Source organism: Mesorhizobium sp. M0571, assembly GCF_040320985.1.
Lineage (GTDB): Bacteria > Pseudomonadota > Alphaproteobacteria > Rhizobiales > Rhizobiaceae > Mesorhizobium.
The window spans coordinates 229,219-252,625 of record NZ_JAMYQT010000006.1; the positions used below are offsets into that span (position 1 = coordinate 229,219).

A 23,407-nucleotide genomic window follows, 5' to 3' on the forward strand; every position below is an offset into this window, starting at 1 on the left:
CGCCGGCACGCCCGAAGTCAATGCCAGTACCACAAGGCCGACAAGACGTCAGGTCTGGGAGCCGGCTTGTACGGTCGTATCGTGTTCGGGAATATCGTCGAAGGAGGCGTAGTTGAGATTGTAGAGTTTGGAATACAGGCCCCCCATGGCTATTAGCTGATCGTGATTGCCAGTCGCAATAACTTGGCCATTCTGAAGCACGATGATGCGGTTGGCACCCCGGGTCGTGGCAAGACGGTGGGCGATGACGAGGCCAGTGCGCCCTTCAAGCAGCTTTACCAGAGCCTTCTGAATCTGCATTTCCGTGTAGCTGTCGATGTTGGCGGTAGCTTCGTCGAGCACGAGGATCTTGGCGTCGGCGACGAGGGCGCGGGCGAAACTGATAAGCTGGCGCTGGCCGAGAGATAAGTTGTCGCCGCGTTCGCCAAGTTGGGTCTCATACCCGTCGGCGAGGCTCATTATGAAATCGTGGGCGCCGACCGCCTTGGCGGCCTCGATCACCTTGTCGCGCGTGGCTTCCGTCTTGTGGTATCGAATGTTCTCGAAGACCGTCCCGGTGAACAGGAACGGCTCCTGCAGCACCATGGCGACCTGGCGGCCGAGCGATTCCTGGGTGAGATCGCGCACATCATGTCCGCCGACCAGCACTTGGCCCTGCTGAACATCATAGAAGCGGTGGACCAGGGCCATCGCGCTCGATTTGCCAGAACCGCTCGGCCCGACCAGTGCGACCGTCTCGCCGGGATTGACCCGGAAGGAGACATTTTTCAGCACCGAACGGTTCGGATTGTAGCCGAAGGTGACGTCCCTGAACTCGACCGAGCCGTCCATTTCGGGCGAAAGCACCTCGGCATTGGGTTTGTCCTGAACATCGATCTTGACGTCGAGCACATCGGTCAGGCGCTTGCCTGAGGCCATGGCGCGCTGCATGACCGAATATTGCAGGGTGAGTGAGCGGATCGGGTCAAAGAAGCGCTGGATGTAAAATAGGTAGGCAACCAATACGCCCACATCTATGCGGCCATTCATGACCATCGAGCCGCCGACCACAATAACGGCGGCCATGGCGAGGCCGGTGAGGCCATCGACGATAGGCACCATGACCAGTGCATATTTGGCAGCGATCAGGTGGGTCCTGAGGTTGGCATGGGCCTTGTCGTCAAAAAGGATGAAATTCACCTGCTGGCGGTCCATTGACTGGACGGTGCGCACGCCGTGAATGGCTTCGGCCAGCGCGCCGTTGACGACGGAATTAGTCTCGTGTGCGGCCATGAAGGCGTCGCGGGCACGCGGCAGCCAGACAATGCGGACGATCACCAGGACCGGCAGAACCGAGAGCGTCAGGAGGCCGAGGCGGAAGTCGAGCCACAGCATTACGAAAACGATGCCGAAGAGAAGTGCAACATCGCCTACGGAATATACCGAGGTTTCGAGGAATTCCTGTATGGAGTTGACGTCGCCTTGCAGGCGCGACATGAGGCGTCCGACCTCGGTCTTGTCCATGAAGGAGAGCGAAACCTTCTGCAGATGGCCAAACATGGCGCGGCGGATGTCGAACAGGACAGTTTCGGCCACTTTCCCAACCACGGCTTCCTGCATGTAGCCGGCAGCGAAATTGACCAAAATCGCCAAAACGAACGCGCCGACGGCCGCGAGCTGGGCTGAGCGATCGGTCCTTGCCGGGTTCATGCCCTGGTCGAGCGCGTAGCGGATGATCAACGGGATGAGAAGCTGCGTCCCGGTGAAGATCAGCATTGCTGCAATCGTGATGACTACCCTGGCCCGATAGGGACGGACGAAAGCCCAGATGCGCCGGAGGATGCTCTTGTCGAAAGCCCGGCCGAACATCTCCTCCTCGATGCGGTGCGAGCCGACAACCGCGCGCGGAGGGCGTCTACCGTCGTCACGTTCGGCTTCGACTTCGCCGGCGCGGCCCTGCGCCATCAGCGGGCGCCCCCATACTGGGTCATATTGTCATCACCCGGGCGCGTCTGGAGATCGTAAAGGGCCCTGTAGCGTCCCCGCTTCGCCAAAAGCTCTTGATGCGTGCCGCGTTCTACGATTTCGCCGTTATCGACAAAAAGGATCTGATCGGCATGCACAAGCGCACTCAGCCGGTGCGCGATGATGATCGTCACCCGATCCTTGGCGAAGCGCCGCATCGCCGCGCGGATGCGCTGCTCGGTGCCGGCATCGATCGCGGCCGTTGAGTCGTCGAAAACTACGACGGAGGGGCGCAGCATCATGGTGCGAGCAATCGTGAGACGCTGGCGCTGGCCGCCAGAGAGAGAGACGCCGCGTTCGCCCACGACCGTCTCGTAGCCCGCTGGGAGCCCGAGGATGTAGTTGTGGAGCTGGGCGAATTCGCCAGCGCGTTCGATTCGCTGTCTCTTCGCCCAGGGATCGCCATAAGCGATGTTGTTCTCGATCGTAGTGGTGAATAGGAATGCATCCTGCTGTACGACGGCGACCGCCTTGCGAAGCGTCGCGAGGGTGACATTGCGTATGTCCTGGCCGTCCAGCGTGATGGCGCCACCGGTCACGTCATAAAAGCGGGGGACCAGATGAGCTATCGTCGATTTGCCCGAACCCGGCGGACCGACGATCGCGATCGTCTCGCCTCTACGGGCCTCAAAGCTGACGTTCTTCAGAATGGCGCGGTTTTCGGCGCTGGGGTACGCAAACGAGACATTGTGGAAGCGCAGAGTGCCGTCGCTTATCTCGAGCGGTCTGGCCTCGAGAGCATCCCTGATTGTGATCTCCTGGTCGAGGAGACCGAAAAGCCGCGAACCGCAGCTAGAAGCGCGGGCAAAGGCATTGACCATGAGGCCGATCTGGCGGACTGGCATTTGCAGGATTGTCATGAAGGTCAGGAAGGTCGCCACCGTTCCGACGCTTATCTCGCCAGCGACGAGCTTGCTGCCACCGATCCAGAGCACCAATCCCATTGCGAAAAAGAAGGACAAGGTCATCGCCGACGTGCTGGGCACGTAGATGTCAACTCGGTCGTGGGCGAGGTCGAGCGCGTTCTTGGAAGCGCCGTCGAACTTCAGCATCTCATAGGCTTGAGCCGCAAAAGCGCGGACCACGCGGATGCCTGCGAGATTTTCCTCCATCACGCGGCTTAGTACTGAAAGCCGCTCATGCAGGTCGAGCCAGGTGGCGCGCAGCCTAAGCTGTGTGGCCGATGAGCGCCAGGCGACAAAAGGCACGAAGCTCAGCGCGACCAGGCCGAGCATGGGATCGGTCGAGATCATCATGTAGGCGCCGATCCCGATCAGCATGGTGAGCAGGAGCACGCGAACGAGCGCGGTGGAAAAATACATCCGCACGCCTTGGAGATCGAGCATTCCGATGGTGATCAGATCGCCTGAATGGACCCGGTCGTGAAAGGAAAAGCTGAGACGCTGGATCTTGTCGTAGTAGGCGAGCCGCAGTTCGTACGCGACATGATGCCCGACGGCTTCGGCAAAATAGTTCTGCGCCATCGTGAAAAGGCCGCGTAGCGCGCTGACGGCGAGCAGCAGGAGAGCCGGGGTCCAGAGCGCTTGTCCTGCCGCGGTCCCCGCGACACCGCCCCCGATGGCTGTCTGGGTCTGGTCGACAGCCCGGCCGAGAAGCTGGGGAATGAGCAACTGGAGGATTGCCGCCATGATCGTCGAGCCCATAGCGAAGGCGACCTGCCAGGGATGCCGCAAATTCATACGCGTGATGCGCAACAGCGTACTCAAATCCCGGCCCCAGCGCGCCGCTTCCACATGGGTCAACGAATTCAGAGCGTTCGTTGCGCTGCCGATAGCATCACTGCTCACGGGTGTATTCCCGACTGCATTTTGCGCCTTCGAGGCAAGCCGAAGGACCAATCATCAAAGGGGCCCGCCATTGTTAATCCTGTCCACCACCTGCAGCAGTGCGCGTTCCTATAAGCCGAGCCGCGGCTTCACTTACTGGCATGTCGATCACCGTGATTCCGCTTGCCGCAAGGAAACGCGCTTCGTTTCTGGTCAGCGTTTCCGCGTCCATTACCGCGCAATGTGGACCTCGGGAGCGCTTCATGATCTGCCTGGCGTAGGTGCGCAGCATCTGATCGTTGAAGCGGCAGCCAACGAAGAAAAATCCACGGGTGATGCGCCCTTCCTTCACCACGTCTGGGATCGGTGCCTGGATATCGATTTCGGTCAGGACTTCGACATAGTCGGAATCTGCGACGAGAAAGTTTTGCGCAGGCCTAATACTCCCGTGAGGTGTATAGAGAACCGTCTTTTCCCCCGATCGGGGGTCGAGTTCCCTCCCGGACAAATCGTAGGTTTTCGTCCAAATGTTACCGATTTCGTTCGCCCGCGTGACGCCTTGTATCTCAACGACGTCCGTTCGGCCGGTCTCTACGAGAGCCGTGCGCATCGCGCCGTCGTACCAGCTGTCGACGATGAGGGAGAGCGGCAGCCTTGCGAGCCAGGCGTGGAGGAGGGTCGGCGCCACCGGCGCTGCGAATATGTCGGTCATCCAAGCTTGAAGCGTTCGGCGATGCCGGCGCTGTTCGATGAACTGCGCAACCGACCACATATTGGTGCGGATCCTGGAAGGGGCTGGCGCCCGTGCATTGAGTGCCGCGGCAACGACCTCCGGCGTATGCGGCACAGGCGGTTCCGCACAGTTGAACCCAAGAAGACCCGGACCGAGATAGGGGATCACCTGATCGGCGGCGAGCGCTTCCTTCGCCAGGTCAAGCAGCTTTTCGGCAAAACTGTCCCGCACGATGACCAGGTGGCCCGATGTCAGGTTCGTGTTCATGCTCGTTTCCTCGCGACGCACCTTATGAACGGGCAGCATCAGTCCTCTTCGGAAACCTTCCTTGCCTCGACGGTGATCGGCAGACGCGTATCCCGTGGAAGATCGGGTAGGAGGAGTCGCCACCCGTTCCTGAGCGTCACAGTTCCGCCCCACAACTCTTCCTTCTCGAGCTTGATGATCGGCTCTTCGAGGTCCTTCTTCGGGACATACGCCGACAAGCCAGCATCGGTCCTGCGGATCATGACTTTCATCTGGCCGTCCCTTCATTGGTATTGCTATCGGCACTGCAGGGCGCCTCGGCTTTGTCGAGGCTCATCAGTTCACGCGCTCGCATGCCCACGACGGTGCCACGGTCGATCCATTCGACCGCATAGATGAAGAACTGCTGGAGAAAGGTGCCAATGTCGCGCACATATCCCTCGTCGCCCTTCCGCACGAGATTTTCGCCGATCTCCCTGCCAGGATAGGTGCCGTCATTTTTTATATGGCGAGTGGCACGTACCCGCTCTCCCTGCATGAATCGTGGAGGCCTGCGGATTTCGACCTCCTCTTCGCGTCCGAGCGACATGTCCGTTCCCTGATTTCCCTTGAGGCTGCAGATTGTGAACAAAGGCGTTCCAGGCGTCCTGCGCAGGCAGCCCCGACCATGTCGGCAGCCCAATGTCCGTCACGCAGGAACGCAGGTCTTCGGCACCGGGCATACCGAGGCACATTGCTGCGCATCGAAGACCCCCTCGCATTCGGTGCACTTTTGCGGCTCGATCACATAGCTCTCGCCTTTGAACTTGATCGCGCCGGAGGGACACTCGAATTCGCAGGCGCCGCATTGGGTGCATTGGGATGCGATGATCTTGAAAGCCATTTTAACTCCTGGTCCGAATGGATGAGACAGCTCAGGCCGTCGCCGCGAGTGCGAGGGTCCCAGACGCGGCCGCGTAAATCGCGCTGATTGCGGTCTCGATATAGTCGTGGGCATATGCGTCGGTGGCTTGGATTCCAGCGTCGGCGAGCTGATCCTGCGGGCAGTTTCCGATTTTGGCGCACAGCACGATATCTATGCCTTCAAGCGCTGCGATGACGCCATCGAGGGCGGCTTCTCCGCCCCAGCCGCCGAGGCAATACTGCTCCACCTTCCGATGCCCGACAAAACTGATCCCTCTCGGCGAGGCTTGATAAACCTGGAATTCCTTCGCATGGCCGAAATGTTCATTGACGCGGCCGCCGCCCTTGGTCGCCACCGCGAAGAGAAGGGACTTGCCGGGGCTCGCTGCCTTGACCAATCCGATCGCTTCTCTCCTAGCCGCCACGTGATCACGGCGCTCCTCCGCGACCAGCTCCCGATAGGCCTTGCGATTGCTGGCATCGTAGGTGACCTCGCCGGGAATCCGGTCGACTGTGAATTCCTGGCCACGATCCTCTCCGAGCAGGCCGACGGCATCTGCCCGGCACTGCCGGCAGTGGCGCATCAACTGGGCGCCGCCTTCGACACGATCCTGAAGAGCCTTCATCTCCATTGCGTTTGGGCCGCGTTGCCCGCTCAGTCCGTAGTGCGTGCCGTGCGCCGGGTCCGAAATCAGCGGCATGAGGTTGTGCAGGAACGCGCCTCGCTCCTTGACCCATCTATTCACCTTGATCAGATGCTCATCGTTCACGCCGGGGATCATCACTGAATTGATTTTGGTGAGGATGCCGCGCGCAGTCAGCATCTCCAGACCCAACATCTGCCGCTCGTGCAGGATCCGGGCGGCTTCGATGCCGACGTAGCGGCGATGGTCGTAAAAGATCCAAGGATAGATCTTTGCACCGATCTCAGGGTCGACCATGTTGATGGTGATCGTCACGTGATCGACATTCATGTCGGCAAGCTCATCGACATGGTCCGGCAGCGCGAGCCCATTCGTGGAGATGCAAAACTTGATGTCTGGGATTTCCCTGGCGACTCGTTCGAACGTTGCCTTCGTCTTCTTCCAGTCGTAACAGGCATCGCCAGGTCCGGCGATGCCGAGCACGGAAAGCTGCGGCACCTCGTTGGCGACCGCGATCACCTTGCGTAGCGCCTGGTCGGGCGTCAGCTTTTCGGAGACCACCCCAGGCCGGCTTTCGTTGGCGCAGTTATATTTGCGATTGCAGTAGTTGCACTGGATATTGCAGCCGGGCGCGACCGCGACGTGCATGCGCGCGAAATAGTGATGCGCCTCTTCTGAAAAGCAGGGGTGATCCTTGATCTTGTCCCAGACAGCCGGATCCGTGTCGTCCGGCTTTATCGACGAGCCGCAGGACGAAGACGCGCAGCCACCGGCTTTCACGGTGGCAAGCAACTGGTCATCGAATGTCGTGCTGAGGCTCTCAAGCGAAATTGCCGGTGCGGACATCGAACGGCTCCGTTGCTGGGTGAATGTCGCAGTTCAAACCGCAAGAGCTATGCCAGCTCAAAGAGCGGTTTTGGTTCACGAATTGGCTTTCGTGTCGGATTCCGTCGGATTGCTCCGACACACCTTTGTCGGGCTTCCGACAGTGGACAAGCAAATCGGGTCGCGAAGGCTACCAGCCTTGGGCGCGCAGAGTGTGAGGGAGACTACTCCGGGCTTACGTTTGACGTCATCACAACGTCTAGAATTTCTTCACTTCGATACCATGCCGGCGCAGGGCGTAGCCGATTTGCCGCGGCGTGAGGCCGAGGATACGAGCCGCCCTGGCCTGAACCCACCCGGCTTTGTCCATCGCGTCGATCAGCCGGTCGCGTTCCGTCAGACGCGGGGGACAAGCGGGATCGTTCGGATCGCCGGCCGTAAGGGGAGATACCTTGCCTGCGGAGACACCGATGCGACTGGCCGGCAGCCGCAATCCGACCGGCACTGCGTTGACCCGTGCGAGATCGTCGATGGCATTGCCGCCATTCGAGCGGTCGGCTCGCTTCCAGAGGAGCCAGGAAAGGCACTGGCTCTTCTTACAGGCGAAATCGGATGGCGTGACCGTCCTTGAACGCGCAAGTGTGGCCGTCCTTTGGACGCAGTTCTCCAGCTCGCGGACGTTACCAGGGAAGTAGCATTGCGAGATCAGGTCAAGCGCCGACGGCGCGAAGGCGAGTGCGCGATCGTTCTCCTTGTTGAATCGGTTGAGGAAGGCGTTCGCAAGGCGTGGAATATCGCCGGGTCGCTCTCTGAGCGGAGGCAGGATAATTGGCACCACATTGATGCGGTAATAAAGGTCGGCCCTGAACTCCCCTTTTATGACGGCCGTCTCGAGGTCCTTGTTGGTGGCGCATATGAGGCGCACGTCGACCTGTAGCGTTTTGGTGCCGCCGACTCGCTCCAATTCGCCTTCCTGCAAGACACGCAACAGCTTGGCTTGAAAGGCCGGCGAAATCTCGCCGATTTCATCAAGTAGCAGCGTTCCCTCATTTGCCAATTCAAAACGACCGGCGCGCTGGGAGATAGCACCCGTGAAAGCGCCCTTTTCATGCCCAAACAGTTCTGACTCCAGAACGCTTTCAGACAGTGCGGCGCAGTTCAATTTGACGAAAGACTTCTTCCTCCGACGTGAGAGCTTATGGATGGCTTGCGCAAAGAATTCCTTGCCGGTGCCGCTTTCACCCCGCAGAAGCACGGTGGAATTAGTCCCTGCTACGACCGAGACGGTTTCGAGCACCTGCTTGAGTGCGGGACTTTCCCCGATGATCCCGTCGATTTTGACATCCGCATGCCGGGCAGGGTCGTAGGTCCTCCCCTCGTTGGGCGATTTCTCCGATCTCCATTGCTCATGGACACACCGCTGACGATCTGTACTCAGGATGCGATGGAGACGGATCGTCCGGCCGACAAGGTTGGCGACCATCGTCAGGAAGTATGTGTCCTCATCGTCGCGAAAGTCGGTGGCGCCGTCTCCGGCGCGGTCGATCGACAATGTCCCAAGAATTTTATGATCAGCCTTTAGCGGGATACCGATAAAGGCAATTGGGATGGTGCCGCTGCTCGAAGACGTTTGAAGGTCAGCCTGAAATAGTTGGGACTTGCGGACGTCCGGTATGAAGAGCGGCGTCCCCGTAGCGACGATTTGATCTGTTATGGCCTGTGGTATGACGCGGCGAGTGCCTGATTGAGGTGCGTGGGTATTGCCGGCAGTTGCGGCAATCTCCGGCTCTCCTTCAGCGTCCAGGACGACGATTGCTCCGTGACGCATCTGCAGAAACGAAGGCAGGATGTTCACGACATTGGCGAGCGTAATCTCCAGCTCGCTGGGGGCGGTCAGCACCTTCGATATCTCGTAGAGTCCCCTGAGCGCGATATCTGCTTGGGGCATGCTTTTGATGGGCGGTTCAGGGCGGGTATCCCGAGGTGCTACCTCGTCGACCCGATCTTGCGGTACGTGAGCCATGGAAACACCTCAGGGGTTGTCGTCCAGAGTGCTCCTCCTTTTGTGTCTGAGTCTGAATCTGAAAGCACAGTATTCACGAGCTTCTCTTCGTGGCGCGGCGATTCAAGCAAAGATAGACTTGGCGTTGGTCGCGACCTCAGGTGTACCAAGATTGACCCTCTTGATACGGTGCGTGCGTCCTCATCCGAATTTGAAGAGGACTCCGAAGCCGCCGCGTGGATAGTTCCACTCGATCTCGCCACTGGTCTCACACAAAATCCGGCAGGTGCCGCACTCCATGCAGCCGTCGGCAGTGATCTCCACTTGACCTTTGTCGTTCAACTCATAACATTTCGCCGGGCAGACGTGGGTCAGCGCGAGCAAGTTCGCGCTTGGCCTCTCGTGCGGTAGCACTTTGATATGCGGACGGCCGGAATCCACCAAGTAGCGGTTCTGGTAAAGCTTGTCCTCGACACGTGACTTCGTCACTGCGATCGTCATTTCGTCTCCCCTCAGCGCCACGCCAATGCAAGGCGGACCGCGTCGCTGACCAGCCCCCAGCGCGAGCGCGCCTTGATGAAGGCCGCCGTGGTCGCCTTTTCCTTCTCGATCTTCGGCGTGCCGTCGACACGCATGAAGTTCTGCGCGGCTTGCGACATCAACCGCGGATAAGTCGTGAAGTAATTGCAGGAATTGGTGTGGAGCAAGGCCGGCATGTCTTTGTATTTCCTTAGGTCCTTGACCACGAAGGACTTATCCAGCATGGCTTTGTAAAGGGCGAGATTCCGTTTGGTCATAGGACCGTTGCGGCTCCTGACCTCGATGATTGCCTCAGCCGCGATGCGGCCGGAGGTCATGGCGAGGTTCGAACCCTCGCGGTGAATGGCGTTGTTCAGTTGCGCGGCATCGCCGACCACGACCCAACCGTCGCCAAAGAGCTGCGGAATAGCCTTGTAGCCGCCTTCGGGAATGAGATGCGCGGAATATTCTTTCACTTCCGAGCCGGCGATCAGCGGCCGGATCGAAGGATGGGTTTTTAAGGCGTCGAGGAGGACGTAAGGGCTCTCGACCATCGCGGCGAAGTCGGAGACGAGGCAGCCAATGCCCAGTGAGATCGACTCCTTGTTGGTGTAGAGGAAGCCGAGCCCGGCCATGCTGCGGGAGGTCGTGCCCACCGCCTCGATCACGCAGCCTTCATCGCCTTTGAGGCCGAACCGCTGCTCAATGACCTCTTCGGGGAGGAAATGCATTTCCTTGACGGCGAGCGCCACGGTTTGCGGCTTCGGCATCTCGCGCAGGCCGGCCCGCGTGCCAAGCAGTCCGCAGACACCTTCTGCGAGGACGACCACGTCCGCGTAGATGGCTCCGCCGGCCCGGTCTGTGCGGACGCCGATCACCCTGTCCTTGGCGTCACGGATGAGTTCCGTCACGGTCGTCTCGCACAGAACCGTCGCGCCGGCCTCGCGCACCTTACGCGAAAACCATTTATCGAACTGGGCACGAATGATCGTGTAGCGGTTGGGCTTCGCCTCATTGAAGTCGTCCGACCGATAGTGAATCCCGGTATGGGATGTGTCGTCCATCACCCAAAGCCGCTGTTCAACCAAATGCCGCTCGAGAGGCGCATCGTCCCGGAAATCCGGGATGATCTTCTCCAGCATGTTCGCGTACATGATGGCACCCTGGACATTCTTGGAGCCCGGATATTCACCCCGCTCCAACTGCAGCACCTTCAGGCCGTGGCTGGCCATGGTGTAAGCAGCTGCGTTTCCGGACATGCCGGCCCCAATAACAATGGCGTCGAATTGTTCCTCAATCATGTCCATCCCTTAGCTCGCAAGCTTGTCGCGACTGTGGGGCGACAGCCGCCGGGTGAAGGCTTCCGTCAGTGCGGGCAGGAAGCGGATCGCGTCGGTGACGATCCCCAGGTGAGCGAAATCGAAAATCGGCGCGTTCGGGTCGGTGTTGATGGCCACGATGAGATCCGCCCCCTCGACGCCAACCCGATGCTGGACGGCGCCGGAAATCCCGGCCGCTATGTAAAGCTTCGGCCGGATGGTCTTGCCAGTTTGGCCGATCTGCCGATCAGCTGGCATCCAGCCCTTCTGGACCAACGGGCGCGAACAGCCGTGCTCGGCGCCGATTGCTCGCGCGAGATTCTTCACAAGCTGCAGGTTCTCCGCCGCGCCTAGACCGAGGCCTCCCGCAACCACGACGTCGGCATAGGCAAGATTTGCCTTTGCCGACTGACTATCCGGCAGGAAGCCGAGGATTTTGGTAACGATCTCGTCCTCGGCTACCGAGAGCTTGTGCCGGATGACACGCCCGACCGGTTTATCCGCCCGCTGCGGCATGGGCATGACCCTCGGTCGCACTGTCGCCATCTGGGGGCGGAAATTGAGCGTATAGATCGTGCACAACAAGGAACCGCCGAAAGTCGGACGGGTGGCGGCGAGCGAACCGTCGGTATCCACATCGAGTTCGGTGCAGTCGGCCGTGAGCCCTGTCTGCAAGGTCGTCGCCACGGAGCCGGCAAGATCCCTGCCGAGTGTGGTGGCACCGAGAAGAAGGATCTCGGGTTTGTGGGTATCGACCAGATCCGTCATCGCCTTGGTGAATGGCTCGTTCCGATAGTCGGCGAGCAGCGGCGCCTCGACGATGTAGACAAGGTCGGCGCCATAAGCGAACGCTTCGGCAACGGCGTTCCCGATGGCCTCTCCCGGCGGTCCAAGCACGACGCCCGCAAGCTGGACCTGAAGCTTGTCTGCTAACTTGCGGCCTTCGCCGAGCAGTTCGAATGATACGGGATGGACCTGGCCGCGTTCGAGCTCGATGAAAACCCAAACGTGCCGGTAGTCCTTGAAATGCGCGGGCAGCTCCTTCTTTATGCCGGCACGGCCGGCGGCAGGGCGAGGGGTTTCTCGGTTCGCGTTCGACATCGTCTGATCCTTGCCCTCTCACGCGCCGCCGTTGAAGGCGAGCTCATGTTCCAATGCCGGCTGGCGGGTGAAAATTGCTGTGATGAGTTCGTCAGCGACATCGCGCAAGGCCATCTCGGCGGTGTCGATTTTTGCCGCCTTTTCCGCTCGCGCAGGAGGCGCGAAAACGCGCTTGACCACCGTCGGTGAACCGCGCAGGCCGCATTTGGTGAGATCCTCAATGCCGGCGTCGGCCGCACTCCATTTCAAGACCTGGCTGCGCGCGGCGCACAGGGCGTCCTGGATCGAGCCCCGGCGGATCTCGTTTGTGCCTTCCAGCATGGTGATCAGGCAAGGGAGCCTGCTCTTCAGCATCTGTGTGCCGCCTTCGGAGCGGCGCTCGACCTTGATCTCGCGCGCAGCAAGGTCAATAGAGGCGATCTTCGCGACATAGGTCAGTTGCAGGAGTCCGAGGCGCTTGGCGATGCCGGGCCCGACCTGGGCGGTGTCGCCATCGATCGTCTGCTTGCCGGTGAAGACGAGGTCTGGCGTGCCGAACGTCTCGCCAACCTTCGCGATTGCCTGGGAAAGGGCGAACGAGGTCGCCAGCGTGTCGGAGCCGGCAAAATAGCGGTCGGTCAAGAGCACCGCTCGGTCGGCGCCGTAACCGAGCGCCTTGCGCAGCGCGTCCTCTGCCATGGGCGGACCCATAGTGAGCACGGTGACTTCGCCACCATAGGCGTCGCGCAGTCTGAGGGCTTCTTCGAGGGCGAACAGGTCGTAAGGGTTGATGATGGTCGGAACACCCTGGCGCATGATCGTGTTCGTCACCGGATGGACCCTTATCTGTGCCGAGTCCGGCACCTGCTTGATGCAGATTACGATGTGCATTGGCGGTTTCTCTAGGCTCCTGTCCGGATGCGGGCTTGGCGGTTATCTCTTTGGTGCGCATCATTCGTGCCAACTGTTTTGCGCTGCCCCCTATTCCTAGAACTTCGCTTGGTTGCTTCTGAGGGCGCCGTGGTGATGACCGGATTTGTCGGCTTCTCGACATTGTCGCGTCGCAACCCGTGTCGCGGTCATTCCTGTCCGAACCGCTTCAGTACGGTGTCGAACGGGACAAAGGTGCGGCCCGGCGTGGCAGGTTTGTTCGGATCGTGGTCTTTGAGCACCTTGAAGACCCGATGGGTGAGCGGCGAGGAAACCGCGAAGTCCTCGTAAGCGCGTTCGAGCGTCGCGCGCACCCGCGCGGCAATCACCTGGTCGGGCAGACCGGAGAAATCTTCTTCGGCAAGGTATTGGCCCACGCGCTTCATGATATGGAGCCGCGAGACATTGAGCACCTTCGGGTCATAGGAGACGCCAAGGACTGCAAAGAACTCCTCCGCAGCCGACAGGCGCTTCAGTCGTGCGAGGATGTCGGTGACATCGATGGGGCGGCTGTCAGCGGAACAATTCATTGCATTCTCCCTGGTCGCAAAACTGTGGCGTCGGTGCGCTCGCGAACGGCTGAGCTGGACCCGCACAGCTCCGCGAGGGATGCCTCGCTGCACATTCCATCGTAGAGCTCGACCAGTTGAGTTGCAGTGATGGTCGATTTGGTCTCGGCCGCCTCGCGCCGGACGCGGGCCACCATCGCGGCTGCCAGATCCGGGTCGAGATCGCGACCGCTTTCGCTCAGCACATGGGCAATCGCAGTAGCGCCGGAATGCTTGCCGATGACGATACGCCGGCAGCGGCCCACGAGAGCTGGATCGAGCCCCTGATAAGTACGCGAGTCCTTCAGCAACCCTGCGACGTGAATGCCGGATTCGTGCGTGAAAACATCGGCGCCGACGACCGGTTTAATGGCCGCGGTTTGCCGGCGGGCGGCCCAAGCCACCTGGGCGGCGAGGTCGGGCAATGCGGTCAGCTCGATGCCGGTATCCGCGCCGTCGAGGACCGCCATCGCGGCGGCCACCTCTTCCAGCGCGGCATTGCCCGCACGCTCGCCGAGCCCCAGGACGGTGACGGACGCATGGCGCGCGCCTGCGCGGATCGCGGCAAGCGTGTTGGCGGCAGCAAGTCCGAGATCGTTGTGCGCATGAAATTCAAGGTCGATTGGAGACTGCGCCACAAGCTCGGCGACAAGTTCGAAGGTCGAAAACGGGTCGAGAACGCCGACTGTGTCGGCTAGCCTGAGGCGGCTTGCGCCGGCGCGTGCAGCCGTCTCGATGACGCGGGCGAGATGATCCCGATTGGCCCGCGAGGCATCCTCGCAGCCCACCGCGACGAAGAAGCCGGCGGCGGCTGCGCGCCTGACCATATGCTCGATGACCTGGAGCGCTCCCGCCTTATCGAGGCCGAGCTTGGCGGCAAGTTGTATGTCCGACGCAGGCAGCGATAGATTGACGGCGTGGACACCGCTCTCGATCGCTGCATCGAGATCCAGCGACGTCATCCGGCACCAGGCCATGAGCCGAACCGGGAGACGCCGCGCGACCGCGGCGCGAATTGTTTCGATCTCGTCGGCGCCCATGACCGGCGTGCCGATCTCGATCTCTGTGACGCCGGCCGCCGCAAGAGACTCGGCGATCTCCAGCTTTTCCGTCATGGTAAAGGCGACGCCGGGCGCCTGCTCGCCATCGCGCAAGGTCGTATCGTTGAGAAAGACATGGCGGGTCATGAACGGTAGCCTGTTCTGCTGCCGCTCAGGCATAGACCGGATTGAACGTCTTCGGCGCCTCGCCTACCGGCCCCGGGACTGGGAAAGCCACGCAGCTTCTCCACGATTGCCGGCATGACCTCGAGCACCCGGTCGACGTCCGCTTCGCCGTTGTCCCGCGCCAAGGAGAAGCGGACTGCCGCGTGTGGCGTTTTCATCGCGCTCAGGACATGGCTCGGTTCCAGCGAGCCGGAGGTGCAGGCGGAGCCGGAGGAACACGCGATGCCCACGCGGCTGAGGAGAAGTGGAATTCCATCACTTTCGACATGTTCGAAGGAGATGTTTGCGGTGTTGGGCAACCGTTCCAGGGGATCACCAGTGACACAGGTGCTTGGGATGCGCTGGAGAATCCCGTCCTCTAAACGGTCGCGGAGCGACTTTACCCGTGTGGTCTCGTCGTCCATGAATTTCAAGGCGAGTTCGGCCGCCATGCCGAGCCCGACTATGCCGGGCGTATTCTCGGTGCCAGCACGCCGGTTGTGTTCTTGGTGGCCCCCCTTGATCAGCGAGTGGAAATTGACGCCACGTTTTACGAAAAGCGCGCCGATCCCTTTCGGCCCGTGCAGCTTGTGGCCGGAGAGCGACAGCATGTCGATTGCGGTCGACTTCAGATCCATCGGAAGCTTGCCGACCGCCTGCACAGCATCGGTATGGAAAAGGGCGCCCACTTCCTTGGCCAACTCGGCAAGCCTGGCCACGGGGAAGATCACACCAGTCTCATTGTTCGCCCACATTATCGAGACGATTGCGACCTGTGGGGTGAGGGCGGCCATATAGGCGTCGAGGTCGAGCCGGCCACGGCAATCCACCGGGATCCTGTGCACCTTGACGCGGCGGGTCTTCTCAAGATGCGCGCAGAGCGTCAGCACGGCGGGATGCTCGACCGCGGACGTCACGATCTCGGTTCGGTTGGGCGCCGCCTCGAGCGCCGAAAGAAGCGCTGCATTGTCGCTTTCTGTCCCACCCGAGGTGAAGGTGATCTCATCCTCGAACTCCGCGCCGATCAGAGCTTGCAACTGCCTCCGCGCCTTTCTCACCGCCGCACTGACTGAGGCGCCAAGAGCGTGCGCCGACGAAGGGTTGCCGAATTGATCCCTAAAGAACGGCAACATCGCTTGCATGACCTCAGGATCGACCCGTGTGGTTGCGTTGTTGTCGAGGTAGACAGGTTTCATGTGCGATCCTCAGTTGACCGGAATGACGCGAGCGCGCGACCGCCTCATTGAGCCTCTGGCGTATGCCGTTGATGATGATGGGCCCGAACTGGCAGCCGGCGCGGACGCCCGAGAGTTTGACGTAGACCGGATCGGCGTCGACATGGCCAAGTCCGCAGTCGCCGCCGTCAGCCCGCAGGTAAGGACGCCCGAACACGACAACGTTATCGATAAGCCGAATTTGGCGCAGCAGCGCGATTTGGCCGCCAGCAGCTTGGGTGCCACCAGGAACCGAACTGTTTCGGGAGGCGACGTTCTTTGCATCCTACCTGAAGCGATTGCCGGTCCCAAGATCGGCTTCGACCTTGCCTTGTTCTTGAGGACAGGGACATCTGTTGTGCCGGCCATATAAGCCTCCTCTGCCGCAAATGAGTCCGTCGGCGGCAATCGCTTCATGGACCCGCACAGGCGCTTCGGGCGATCAGCTGAAGGACTTGCCGCAGCCGCACTTCTCGCGCGCGTTGGGGTTATCGAAGACAAAGCCGGAAGATTCGAGCCCGGTGAGAAAGTCGACGGTCATGCCGGCGACATGCGGTTGGGAGCCCGCGTCCACGAACAGCTTGATCCCATCTGTCTCGGTGATCGCGTCGCCCTCGCGCGACAGGCTCTCCAGGCCCATTAAGTATTTGAAGCCGGCGCAGCCGCCGGCCTGGACCATGATGCGAAAGCCTTCCGCCGGCTCGCTGGCGCGGGAAAGAGCAGTCTTGATGGCGGCAACAGCGTTGTCGGTGAGCGTAATCATGGCTCCATTCTCCTCAGTCCGGGACCTGCTTGCGCATCACGTTGCATGCACCGTGCCAAAGCGAAAAAATGTTTCAACACAGCGCGGCATCTCTGACCCTGCGGTGGTTCTTGTGAGTCCATTGCTGCGAAGGTGTCGGCCAACCGACACGTACTGTCGGGTTTGTCGGGTCCGCCACGCGGGATGTTGGGCCTGAGTTGTTGGCTGAACTCACATTAAACCAATGACCATTACAGAAGACTCCTTCTGAGCTTGCTTGGGCGCAATTGGCACGGTTTTTGAAGCTCCACTGGCGAGGCGGCAAGAGACTGCCGATCCACAATCGTGTCGTGGGTGCCCTCGCGATCGATGCGGCGAAGCAAGGGAGCAACATGTCAGGACTGGGTCAGACACGCTTGGTTTGGCGAAGCAGCGCCGCCCGTGGCATCCGAATGACCGATTGGCCGATTGCGACAACACCCACAATCGCTCACCACCGCCCGGTGGCCACCGACCGGCTCGATGAGATTCCATCGGCATGTGCCTGCTCGTGTCACTCGGGTCTCGCCGCTCCGATAGCACCCCCGGTTTTCGCGCGGGTGCGACGACGTGCGCACGCTGTCCAGCGACACTTTGTTCACGGGCCAGCAGCAGATCAGGGTCGAGCATTACGGCGCGCCCGATCGGCTGAAGATTCACCGGCAGGGCAGCTGATCCTCACACGTAGGTGGAAGCAGGGGTAAGACATGGACCAGCGCGAGAAACCGTCGCCGGACGAAATCCGGCGGGCGTGCGAAGACAATCCGAAAATCCGGGAGCATGATCTCGCCGCTCGATTGGGCATTTCGGAAGCCGAATTGGTCGCGGCGCATTGTGGTCACGGCGCGGTGCGCATCGAGCCGCGCGTCGATGATCTGCTGACCGGCCTCGAAGCGGTCGGCGAGGTGATGGCGGTCACCCGCAACCAAAGTGCCGTGCACCAAAAGATCGGCGTCTACGACAAAGTGGTCACCGGCAACCCGCATGCCATGGTGCTCGGCGACGAGATCGACCTGCGCATCTTCCCGAAAGCGTGGGCGTATGGCTTCGCCGTCGAGAAGCGCGAGGGAGCCGAGATCCGCCGCAGCCTGCAATTCTTTGATGCCACCGGCGAGGCGATGCACAAAGTACATCTCAGGCCCGCCTCGAACCTGCACGCCTATCAGAATCTGGCGGCAGAGCTTGTATCCTCCGACCAGGAGCCGATCATATCGGTCGAGGCGAGCGGGGCGCTCGATAATGCAGTGAGTCCAGACCAAGCCGCCACGGTCGACGACCTACGCGAGCACTGGAGCCGGCTGAGCGACGTGCATCAGTTCTACCATATGTTGAAGACCCTGAAGCTCAGCCGCTGCCAGGCGATGCGTATGGCCGACGAGGATTACGCCTGGCTGCTCGACAATGATGCCGTTGGCGCCCTGTTCCAACAGGCGGCCGAAGACGAGATGCCGATCATGTGCTTTGTCGGCAATCGTGGTTGCATCCAGATCCATTCCGGCCCGATCAAGTCGGTCAAGCAGATCGGGCCGCGGATCAATGTGCTCGACGAGAACTTCCATCTGCATCTTAGGACTCATCACATCCGCGAGGTCTGGGCCGTGCGCAAGCCGACGAGGGACGGTCACGTCACGTCCGTTGAAGCCTATGGCGCCGACGGCAAGATGATCATCCAGTTCTTCGGCGCGCGCAAGGAAGGCGAACGCGAGCGCAGCGACTGGCGGTTTCTGGCCGAGAGTCTGCCACGCGTTCCCGGTCCGACCGACAGGGATGTTTAGAGTGCCGACAGGCCCTCGGGATTGAACCGGCCGCCATAGGACTCGGCACCACGTTGCGACGGCGGCTGCGAGGTCGTAGCGCATACGGACGGTCAGGTGTGCACGCCGGAATTGACCGCATCGATACAGTCAAGCTCGTCGCCGGGCGGACCGCTGCGCACGAGTGCATCGCCGTCTAACCGGAAAGCCTTGCTGCGGCTGCGAGCGATACAACGCATACGCCATCAGCGCCGAACCGAAGCGCGGCTCGACCTTGTTGATAATTTCGATCATCGCGCGCAAGCGCCGCTGAGTCTTGTCGGACCGCACCCGATCCTTGCGCTGGATCGCGTCGTTGCTCAATCCGGGCCGTGCGAGCGATCTTCTCGCTCGTCGACCGGAAGGCAGTGCAGCAGCAGCCAGGCCGAACAGCCCGATGTCGCGGACTCGACAAAACCGACCGTGGATGTCGGTTGTCGGACGTTGTCCTAAGAATGATGGACAGGTGATCATCAACTTAGCGGCGGCGGGCCCAGTGCAGGTTGGCATCGCTTGGTGCAGCGCCATGGGTACGCCTATCCGGCACGCGACTTGCTTCGACAATTTGATCAGCAGGGCATCAGCAGTGCGTCACGGAGCTCAGCGGTGATTTGACCAGCCTCTCAACCCTAACGGGGATAAGCGGCGGCTTTGCTTCATGACCGCAGCGCGGCGGAGATGCCCCTTCTGATTGACTTCGCAACCGATCTCATCCGCGCTGGTGCAGGTGGGCTGTATCGGGCGACAGAATCTAGAAGGGGCCCGACAAGAGACGTACCCATGCTGGAAATCGACTTTATGAACAGCGGTGCAATCTCAATCGAGCCATGAACGCCAATGTAGAGAAAGCAAAATGGCAACCAAACCCGTTCCAGATCATGTCCCGCCCGAAATGGTGAGGGACTTCAGCCTGTTTACATCGCCAGGGATGCCACCAACACCCAACGGGGATCCACACGCAGCTGTCGCTTGCGTACATGAGGGGCCTCCGATCTTTTACTCCCGCTACAACACGCAAGATGGCCGGGGTACCTGGGTCATCACCCGTGCCGCGGACCAGCGGAAGGTGCTGCAGGACGCAGAGACTTTTTCCAGCCATCGCAGCATCTTCTCCTCCATACTGGGTGAAAACTGGCCGACGATCCCGCTTGAGCTCGATCCACCGGCCCATGGCGTCTTTCGCTCACTGCTCAATCCGCTGCTTTCGCCAAAGCGGGTGTTGGCTTTGGAACCGGCTGTCCGCGAACGGGCGGTCGAGCTGATCGAAAGGATCGCCGCGTCGGGCACAAGCTGCGACGTGATGAAGGATTTTGCCTTTCCTTTCGCGGTGAGCACCTTTCTTCGCTTTCTGGGGTTGCCCGATGACCGACTCGATACATTCGTCGGCTGGGGGAAAGATCTGCTCCACGGCGACGATAAGGAACGACCTGTGGCTGCCCGGACGATCGTGGCATTCATCGACGAACTTGCAGCCATGCGCCGCCAGGAGGCGGTTGACGATTTCATGACCTTTATCGTGCAGGCACAGGTCGAGGGCCGCCGGCTGACGGACACCCAAGTCCGCGGCATCGGCGTGCTTGTCTTCGTCGCTGGGCTCGACACGGTCGCAGCAGCTATAGGCTTTGACTTGGTGTACCTCGCGCGCAACCTCAAAGATCAGCAATTGCTGCGGAGCGAACCGGACCGCATCCCGCTCGCAACCGAAGAATTGCTGCGGGCCTATCCGCCCATTCAGTTGATCCGCGTGGCTACGAAAGATATCGACTTCGAAGGCGCGCCGATCCGGAAGGGGGACTATGTTTCCTGCGCCACCATGATTGCCAATCGTGACCCGGCGGAATTCGAATGCCCCAACACGATCGATTTGGAGCGCGAGGACAACCGCCACGCAGCGTTTGGCTATGGTCCCCACCGTTGCCTTGGCTCACACCTTGCCCGGCGGGAGATTGTCATTGGCCTGGAGGAGTGGCTGGCGCGCATCCCGGCTTTCAGGATCAAGCAGGGTACGGCACCCATAACCTCTGGCGGCCATGTGTTCGGGATCGAAAATTTGATCCTGGATTGGTCCTAGGCCCGCCCCAAGCCGGGGCACAGACAATGGAGGCAGCTCCATGCGCATCATCGTCCAAAATGCCAAATGCCAGGGTCACGCGCGATGCGCGGCGCAAGCGCCGGACATCTTCAAGCTTGATGACGAGGGTTACATCCTGCCTGGTGACATTGAAGTTGCGGAAGGGGAGGAGCTGCCTGCATCGCGAGGCGCGCGATCCTGTCCTGAACGTGCGCTGGAACTCACCCGCCGCTGACGCTTTTGAATCAGACGTCATTCAACCGTGAGTCTGGCGGGCCTGAATGGGGTCGACCATTTCGCCGCATTGGAAAGAACAGCACGCGACCTCTGTCCCAGCACGGTCCACGTCCAACTCCGCGGGGGCATTTCCGGCGCCGAGGTCCCCATGAGGCGCAAACGGCAGGGCGGGGGTTCGCGAAACCCTCTTCCAATCATAGAATTTGCGACAGAGCCGAGGACCAGACGAAAATTACCGAACTACTCGACCGCGAGGCGATCCGCGACTGCCTCTACCCGAAGAACTCCCCGACCCATGTTGCGGCCGGCCGGGTCGCTGCATTACTTGATAGGACAACCCAGGAGAACGGCACCATATTTGCCCAACACTATGCCCGGCTCAGCACCGGCCGATGGCCGCAAATCGAGCTGGAGAGGAGGTTCGACCAGCATGTGCTTGCCTGTGTGCTTTCACGTGCGCTCGAGGAGATCGAGGCCGGCGAGGCGACGGCAACGGAGGCAACCGGCCTTTCGCGCGCCGAGCTGCGCGATGTCCTGGCCCGCTGTTTCCCTGCTATTCCTATCAACGCGTTTGCCTTGGAAGAGGTGAGCGAGCCCGAGCCGGATCTGGAGGAAGAACTTCTGCGCGGACTGCTGCTGGCGCATGCCCGGCCGGGCGACCCGGCGAGCGCCCGCTTCGCCAAGATCATCGCCCGGCGTGCCATGCGCAATGACCATCTCTGGCAGGACCTTGGCCTTTTTAATCGAACCGACCTCGGCCGCCTGCTCGCCTCGCATTTTCCCACGCTGGCGGCCGGCAACACCCAAAACATGAAATGGAAGAAATACTTTTACCGCAAGCTCTGCGAGGCCGAAGGTTTTTCGCTCTGCAGCGCGCCCAGTTGCTTGGAATGCAATGACTTCGAAAACTGCTTCGGCCCGGAGGAAGGCGAAAGCCGCCTCACACGGATCAAGGACGGCATCGCCTCGGATTGAGAGCCGCTTCGTAGATTGTACAGCGCCAGCGCTCGCGCCGCGCCATGTGTCTCTTGTCGAATGTCGACGGACGCCTTCGAGGATTTGAATGCTGTGCCTGCTGTCCGATTGCTCGCGACGCTCGCTTCGGCGGGCGCCGTCATCATGGCGGTGCAGGATGCGACCCGCACCACCGCCGCCGCGCAACTGGTGTTCTCCGGGCCGTTGCTGCTCGCCTGCCTCGCGGTTGCGGCGCCTGGGCGGCCGCGGTTCACCGCCGTCATCCTTCGCGCTAGTGCACAGTTTCGCCTCGCTCACCCATTGGGGCGGCCAGATTGTCTCCGGCGTGGCCATCAATTTCGTTGCTGCCGGCTCCGCCATCATTCTCGGCCAGGTTCCGGCAGGGCGCGCGCTGGGGTTCCTGGAAGCTTTTCGAACTTTCTGGATCACGCCTCAACCCGAATTGCGTGTGCTTGTTGGACAAATTTTCAGGAGGCTTCGAATTTCTAACGCTCGCGACCTCGCAGGTCGTTCACGTCAGCACGAAGGCGTTTAACTCTACGTGTCTTATTGGCAGCTATGCGCCCAAAGAACGAACCCGCTCGCGGGAGGGGCGCGGGGTTTGAGGCGTGAGCTTCGTTGGCAGCGTCGGTGAGGCTTTAATCGATCAGGGGTGACGGACGGCCATCGGCCTCCGAGCATCAAGTGTCAACCTTCAGCTTGAGAGGAGCATCCGATGACCGTCCCTACGCATCCATCCGGCAGCGCACTTCGCGAGCGCATGATCGAAGACATGTCCATGCGCGGCTTCACCGAGGATACGCGCCGAGACTATATCCGTTGCGTGAAGGCGTTTGCAGCCTTCATCGGGCGCTCGCCTGATACCGCGACGGCTGAGGATCTGCGGCGTTTCCAATTACACCAGACCGAGGGCGGCATGCGGCCGCCGGGGATCAACAGCGCGGTCTCGGCGCTGCGCTTCTTCTTCACCGTGACGCTCGACCGGCCCGATCTCTCGCGCCGTCTCACCGTCATCCGCCAGCCACGCAAGCTGCCGCTGGTGCTGAGCGTCGAGGAGGTGGCGCGGCTGCTCGAAGCCGCACCGGGACCGAAGTACAAGGCGGCGCTTGGCACGGGCTACCGGGCGGGGTTGCGGGTGTCGGAGATCGTGGCGCTCAAGGTGAGCGACATCGATTCGACGCGCATGCTGATCCGCGTCGAGCAGGGCAAGGGCCGCAAGGACCGCCACGCCATGCTGTCGCCGCAGCTGCTCGGCTTCTGCGCGCCTGGTGGCGCGAGGGCAAACGCCGCGGCGTGATGCTGCCGCAAGGCTGGCTATTTCCGGGTCGCAGCCCGATCACGCCGCTCTCCACGCGGCAGATGAACCGCGCCGTTCATGCCGCGGCGGAGGCCGCCGAGATCAAAAAGCGGGTAACGCCGCACACCCTGAGGCATTCCTTCGCCACACATCTCCTGGAGCAGGACGTCGACATTCGCGTCATCCAAGTTCTGCTCAAAACAACGACATACTGCCCGCCAACATCCCGAAGAAGGGCGGATTTACTATCCATTTCATCCGCGCTGCGGTGAGATGGTGCTCATTCTGAAGCGC

At 61.0% G+C, this 23,407-nt stretch carries 21 protein-coding genes and 3 pseudogenes; 6 read left to right on the forward strand and 18 right to left on the reverse strand.

Annotated features, from left to right (window positions below; all coding sequences use genetic code 11):
• Positions 1 to 48: 48 nt before the first annotated feature.
• The 17 genes from NKI85_RS10635 to NKI85_RS10715 form a co-directional block, all read right to left on the reverse strand.
• Positions 49 to 1,944 (reverse strand): ABC transporter ATP-binding protein, encoded by a 1,896-nt coding sequence (locus NKI85_RS10635; RefSeq protein ID WP_352776717.1) that lies wholly within the window; start codon positions 1,942 to 1,944, stop codon positions 49 to 51.
• Positions 1,944 to 3,812, reverse strand: coding sequence for an ABC transporter ATP-binding protein (locus tag NKI85_RS10640; RefSeq protein WP_352646920.1), 1,869 nt, complete (start codon positions 3,810 to 3,812; stop codon positions 1,944 to 1,946). Before NKI85_RS10640 ends, NKI85_RS10635 begins: the two co-directional genes overlap by 1 nt.
• 73 nt (positions 3,813 to 3,885) lie before the next feature.
• Positions 3,886 to 4,791, reverse strand: a complete 906-nt coding sequence (locus NKI85_RS10645; protein ID WP_352776718.1) for an SIR2 family NAD-dependent protein deacylase — start codon at positions 4,789 to 4,791, stop codon at positions 3,886 to 3,888.
• Positions 4,792 to 4,829: 38 nt separating this feature from the next.
• Positions 4,830 to 5,042, reverse strand: a complete 213-nt coding sequence (gene nifT / locus NKI85_RS10650) for a putative nitrogen fixation protein NifT (RefSeq protein WP_023678250.1) — start codon at positions 5,040 to 5,042, stop codon at positions 4,830 to 4,832.
• Positions 5,039 to 5,359, reverse strand: coding sequence for a nitrogen fixation protein NifZ (locus tag NKI85_RS10655; protein WP_023678249.1), 321 nt, complete (start codon positions 5,357 to 5,359; stop codon positions 5,039 to 5,041). The genes nifT and NKI85_RS10655 overlap by 4 nt, the downstream gene beginning before the upstream one ends.
• 99 nt (positions 5,360 to 5,458) lie before the next feature.
• Complete coding sequence (locus tag NKI85_RS10660) at positions 5,459 to 5,653, reverse strand: 4Fe-4S dicluster domain-containing protein (RefSeq protein ID WP_023678248.1); 195 nt, start codon at positions 5,651 to 5,653, stop codon at positions 5,459 to 5,461.
• 31 nt (positions 5,654 to 5,684) lie between these two features.
• Positions 5,685 to 7,163, reverse strand: coding sequence for a nitrogenase cofactor biosynthesis protein NifB (gene nifB, locus NKI85_RS10665; protein WP_352776719.1), 1,479 nt, complete (start codon positions 7,161 to 7,163; stop codon positions 5,685 to 5,687).
• 238 nt (positions 7,164 to 7,401) lie between these two features.
• Positions 7,402 to 9,165, reverse strand: a complete 1,764-nt coding sequence (gene nifA / locus NKI85_RS10670) for a nif-specific transcriptional activator NifA (RefSeq protein ID WP_352776720.1) — start codon at positions 9,163 to 9,165, stop codon at positions 7,402 to 7,404.
• Positions 9,166 to 9,345: 180 nt separating this feature from the next.
• Positions 9,346 to 9,645 carry a ferredoxin family protein gene (locus NKI85_RS10675; protein ID WP_352480510.1) on the reverse strand — a complete coding sequence of 100 codons (300 nt, stop codon included), beginning with the start codon at positions 9,643 to 9,645 and terminating at the stop codon, positions 9,346 to 9,348.
• An 11-nt stretch (positions 9,646 to 9,656) separates the two neighbouring features.
• Positions 9,657 to 10,964: an FAD-binding protein gene (locus NKI85_RS10680; RefSeq protein WP_352594712.1), complete on the reverse strand. Its 1,308-nt coding sequence runs from the start codon at positions 10,962 to 10,964 to the stop codon at positions 9,657 to 9,659.
• Between the two features lie 9 nt (positions 10,965 to 10,973).
• Positions 10,974 to 12,083, reverse strand: a complete 1,110-nt coding sequence (locus tag NKI85_RS10685; protein ID WP_352776721.1) for an electron transfer flavoprotein subunit alpha/FixB family protein — start codon at positions 12,081 to 12,083, stop codon at positions 10,974 to 10,976.
• Between the two features lie 18 nt (positions 12,084 to 12,101).
• On the reverse strand, positions 12,102 to 12,953 hold the full coding sequence (locus NKI85_RS10690) for an electron transfer flavoprotein subunit beta/FixA family protein (protein ID WP_352466656.1): 852 nt from the start codon (positions 12,951 to 12,953) through the stop codon (positions 12,102 to 12,104).
• 188 nt (positions 12,954 to 13,141) lie between these two features.
• The gene (gene nifW / locus NKI85_RS10695; protein ID WP_352542076.1) at positions 13,142 to 13,522 is read right to left on the reverse strand and encodes a nitrogenase stabilizing/protective protein NifW; all 381 of its coding nucleotides are present in this window, start codon (positions 13,520 to 13,522) and stop codon (positions 13,142 to 13,144) included.
• On the reverse strand, positions 13,519 to 14,727 hold the full coding sequence (gene nifV / locus NKI85_RS10700) for a homocitrate synthase (protein ID WP_352776722.1): 1,209 nt from the start codon (positions 14,725 to 14,727) through the stop codon (positions 13,519 to 13,521). The genes nifW and nifV overlap by 4 nt, the downstream gene beginning before the upstream one ends.
• Positions 14,724 to 15,941: a cysteine desulfurase NifS gene (nifS, locus tag NKI85_RS10705; RefSeq protein WP_352776723.1), complete on the reverse strand. Its 1,218-nt coding sequence runs from the start codon at positions 15,939 to 15,941 to the stop codon at positions 14,724 to 14,726. Before nifS ends, nifV begins: the two co-directional genes overlap by 4 nt.
• Positions 15,892 to 16,137, reverse strand: a complete 246-nt coding sequence (locus NKI85_RS10710; protein ID WP_198023582.1) for a NifU family protein — start codon at positions 16,135 to 16,137, stop codon at positions 15,892 to 15,894. Before NKI85_RS10710 ends, nifS begins: the two co-directional genes overlap by 50 nt.
• A 264-nt stretch (positions 16,138 to 16,401) precedes the next feature.
• Positions 16,402 to 16,722 carry a HesB/IscA family protein gene (locus tag NKI85_RS10715; RefSeq protein WP_352776724.1) on the reverse strand — a complete coding sequence of 107 codons (321 nt, stop codon included), beginning with the start codon at positions 16,720 to 16,722 and terminating at the stop codon, positions 16,402 to 16,404.
• A gap of 725 nt (positions 16,723 to 17,447) precedes the next feature.
• Here NKI85_RS10715 and NKI85_RS10720 point away from each other — a divergent pair.
• Complete coding sequence (locus NKI85_RS10720; RefSeq protein ID WP_352776725.1) at positions 17,448 to 18,515, forward strand: hemin-degrading factor; 1,068 nt, start codon at positions 17,448 to 17,450, stop codon at positions 18,513 to 18,515.
• 92 nt (positions 18,516 to 18,607) lie between these two features.
• On the opposite strand, the pseudogene NKI85_RS10725 reads toward NKI85_RS10720, so the two are convergent.
• Positions 18,608 to 18,948: pseudogene (locus tag NKI85_RS10725) on the reverse strand (hypothetical protein).
• A gap of 438 nt (positions 18,949 to 19,386) precedes the next feature.
• Between NKI85_RS10725 and NKI85_RS10730 the strand changes: the two are divergent.
• The 5 genes and pseudogenes from NKI85_RS10730 to NKI85_RS10750 all read left to right on the forward strand — a co-directional run.
• On the forward strand, positions 19,387 to 20,604 hold the full coding sequence (locus NKI85_RS10730) for a cytochrome P450 (protein WP_352776726.1): 1,218 nt from the start codon (positions 19,387 to 19,389) through the stop codon (positions 20,602 to 20,604).
• 40 nt (positions 20,605 to 20,644) lie between these two features.
• A complete protein-coding gene (locus NKI85_RS10735) occupies positions 20,645 to 20,839 on the forward strand; it encodes a ferredoxin (protein WP_352763166.1) in 195 nt (64 codons plus the stop codon).
• Positions 20,840 to 21,195: 356 nt separating this feature from the next.
• A complete protein-coding gene (locus tag NKI85_RS10740) occupies positions 21,196 to 21,816 on the forward strand; it encodes a nitrogen fixation protein NifQ (protein ID WP_352776729.1) in 621 nt (206 codons plus the stop codon).
• A 262-nt stretch (positions 21,817 to 22,078) separates the two neighbouring features.
• Positions 22,079 to 22,189: pseudogene (locus tag NKI85_RS10745) on the forward strand (ABC transporter permease); the annotation flags it as partial.
• A gap of 342 nt (positions 22,190 to 22,531) precedes the next feature.
• Positions 22,532 to 23,310 (forward strand): annotated as a pseudogene (locus NKI85_RS10750) (tyrosine-type recombinase/integrase); the annotation flags it as partial.
• Positions 23,311 to 23,407: the final 97 nt, after the last annotated feature.

Bases quoted from the DNA above. Each gene is read 5' to 3' on its own strand.
- NKI85_RS10635 (WP_352776717.1), bottom strand. From the start codon at position 1,944: ATGGCGCAGGGCCGCGCCGGCGAAGTCGAAGCCGAACGTGACGACGGT.
- NKI85_RS10645 (WP_352776718.1), bottom strand. From the start codon at position 4,791: ATGAACACGAACCTGACATCGGGCCACCTGGTCATCGTGCGGGACAGT.
- nifT (WP_023678250.1), bottom strand. From the start codon at position 5,042: ATGAAAGTCATGATCCGCAGGACCGATGCTGGCTTGTCGGCGTATGTC.
- NKI85_RS10655 (WP_023678249.1), bottom strand. From the start codon at position 5,359: ATGTCGCTCGGACGCGAAGAGGAGGTCGAAATCCGCAGGCCTCCACGA.
- NKI85_RS10660 (WP_023678248.1), bottom strand. From the start codon at position 5,653: ATGGCTTTCAAGATCATCGCATCCCAATGCACCCAATGCGGCGCCTGC.
- nifB (WP_352776719.1), bottom strand. From the start codon at position 7,163: ATGTCCGCACCGGCAATTTCGCTTGAGAGCCTCAGCACGACATTCGAT.
- nifA (WP_352776720.1), bottom strand. From the start codon at position 9,165: ATGGCTCACGTACCGCAAGATCGGGTCGACGAGGTAGCACCTCGGGAT.
- NKI85_RS10675 (WP_352480510.1), bottom strand. From the start codon at position 9,645: ATGACGATCGCAGTGACGAAGTCACGTGTCGAGGACAAGCTTTACCAG.
- NKI85_RS10680 (WP_352594712.1), bottom strand. From the start codon at position 10,964: ATGATTGAGGAACAATTCGACGCCATTGTTATTGGGGCCGGCATGTCC.
- NKI85_RS10685 (WP_352776721.1), bottom strand. From the start codon at position 12,083: ATGTCGAACGCGAACCGAGAAACCCCTCGCCCTGCCGCCGGCCGTGCC.
- NKI85_RS10690 (WP_352466656.1), bottom strand. From the start codon at position 12,953: ATGCACATCGTAATCTGCATCAAGCAGGTGCCGGACTCGGCACAGATA.
- nifW (WP_352542076.1), bottom strand. From the start codon at position 13,522: ATGAATTGTTCCGCTGACAGCCGCCCCATCGATGTCACCGACATCCTC.
- nifV (WP_352776722.1), bottom strand. From the start codon at position 14,727: ATGACCCGCCATGTCTTTCTCAACGATACGACCTTGCGCGATGGCGAG.
- nifS (WP_352776723.1), bottom strand. From the start codon at position 15,941: ATGAAACCTGTCTACCTCGACAACAACGCAACCACACGGGTCGATCCT.
- NKI85_RS10715 (WP_352776724.1), bottom strand. From the start codon at position 16,722: ATGATTACGCTCACCGACAACGCTGTTGCCGCCATCAAGACTGCTCTT.
- NKI85_RS10720 (WP_352776725.1), top strand. From the start codon at position 17,448: ATGGACCAGCGCGAGAAACCGTCGCCGGACGAAATCCGGCGGGCGTGC.
- NKI85_RS10730 (WP_352776726.1), top strand. From the start codon at position 19,387: ATGGCAACCAAACCCGTTCCAGATCATGTCCCGCCCGAAATGGTGAGG.
- NKI85_RS10735 (WP_352763166.1), top strand. From the start codon at position 20,645: ATGCGCATCATCGTCCAAAATGCCAAATGCCAGGGTCACGCGCGATGC.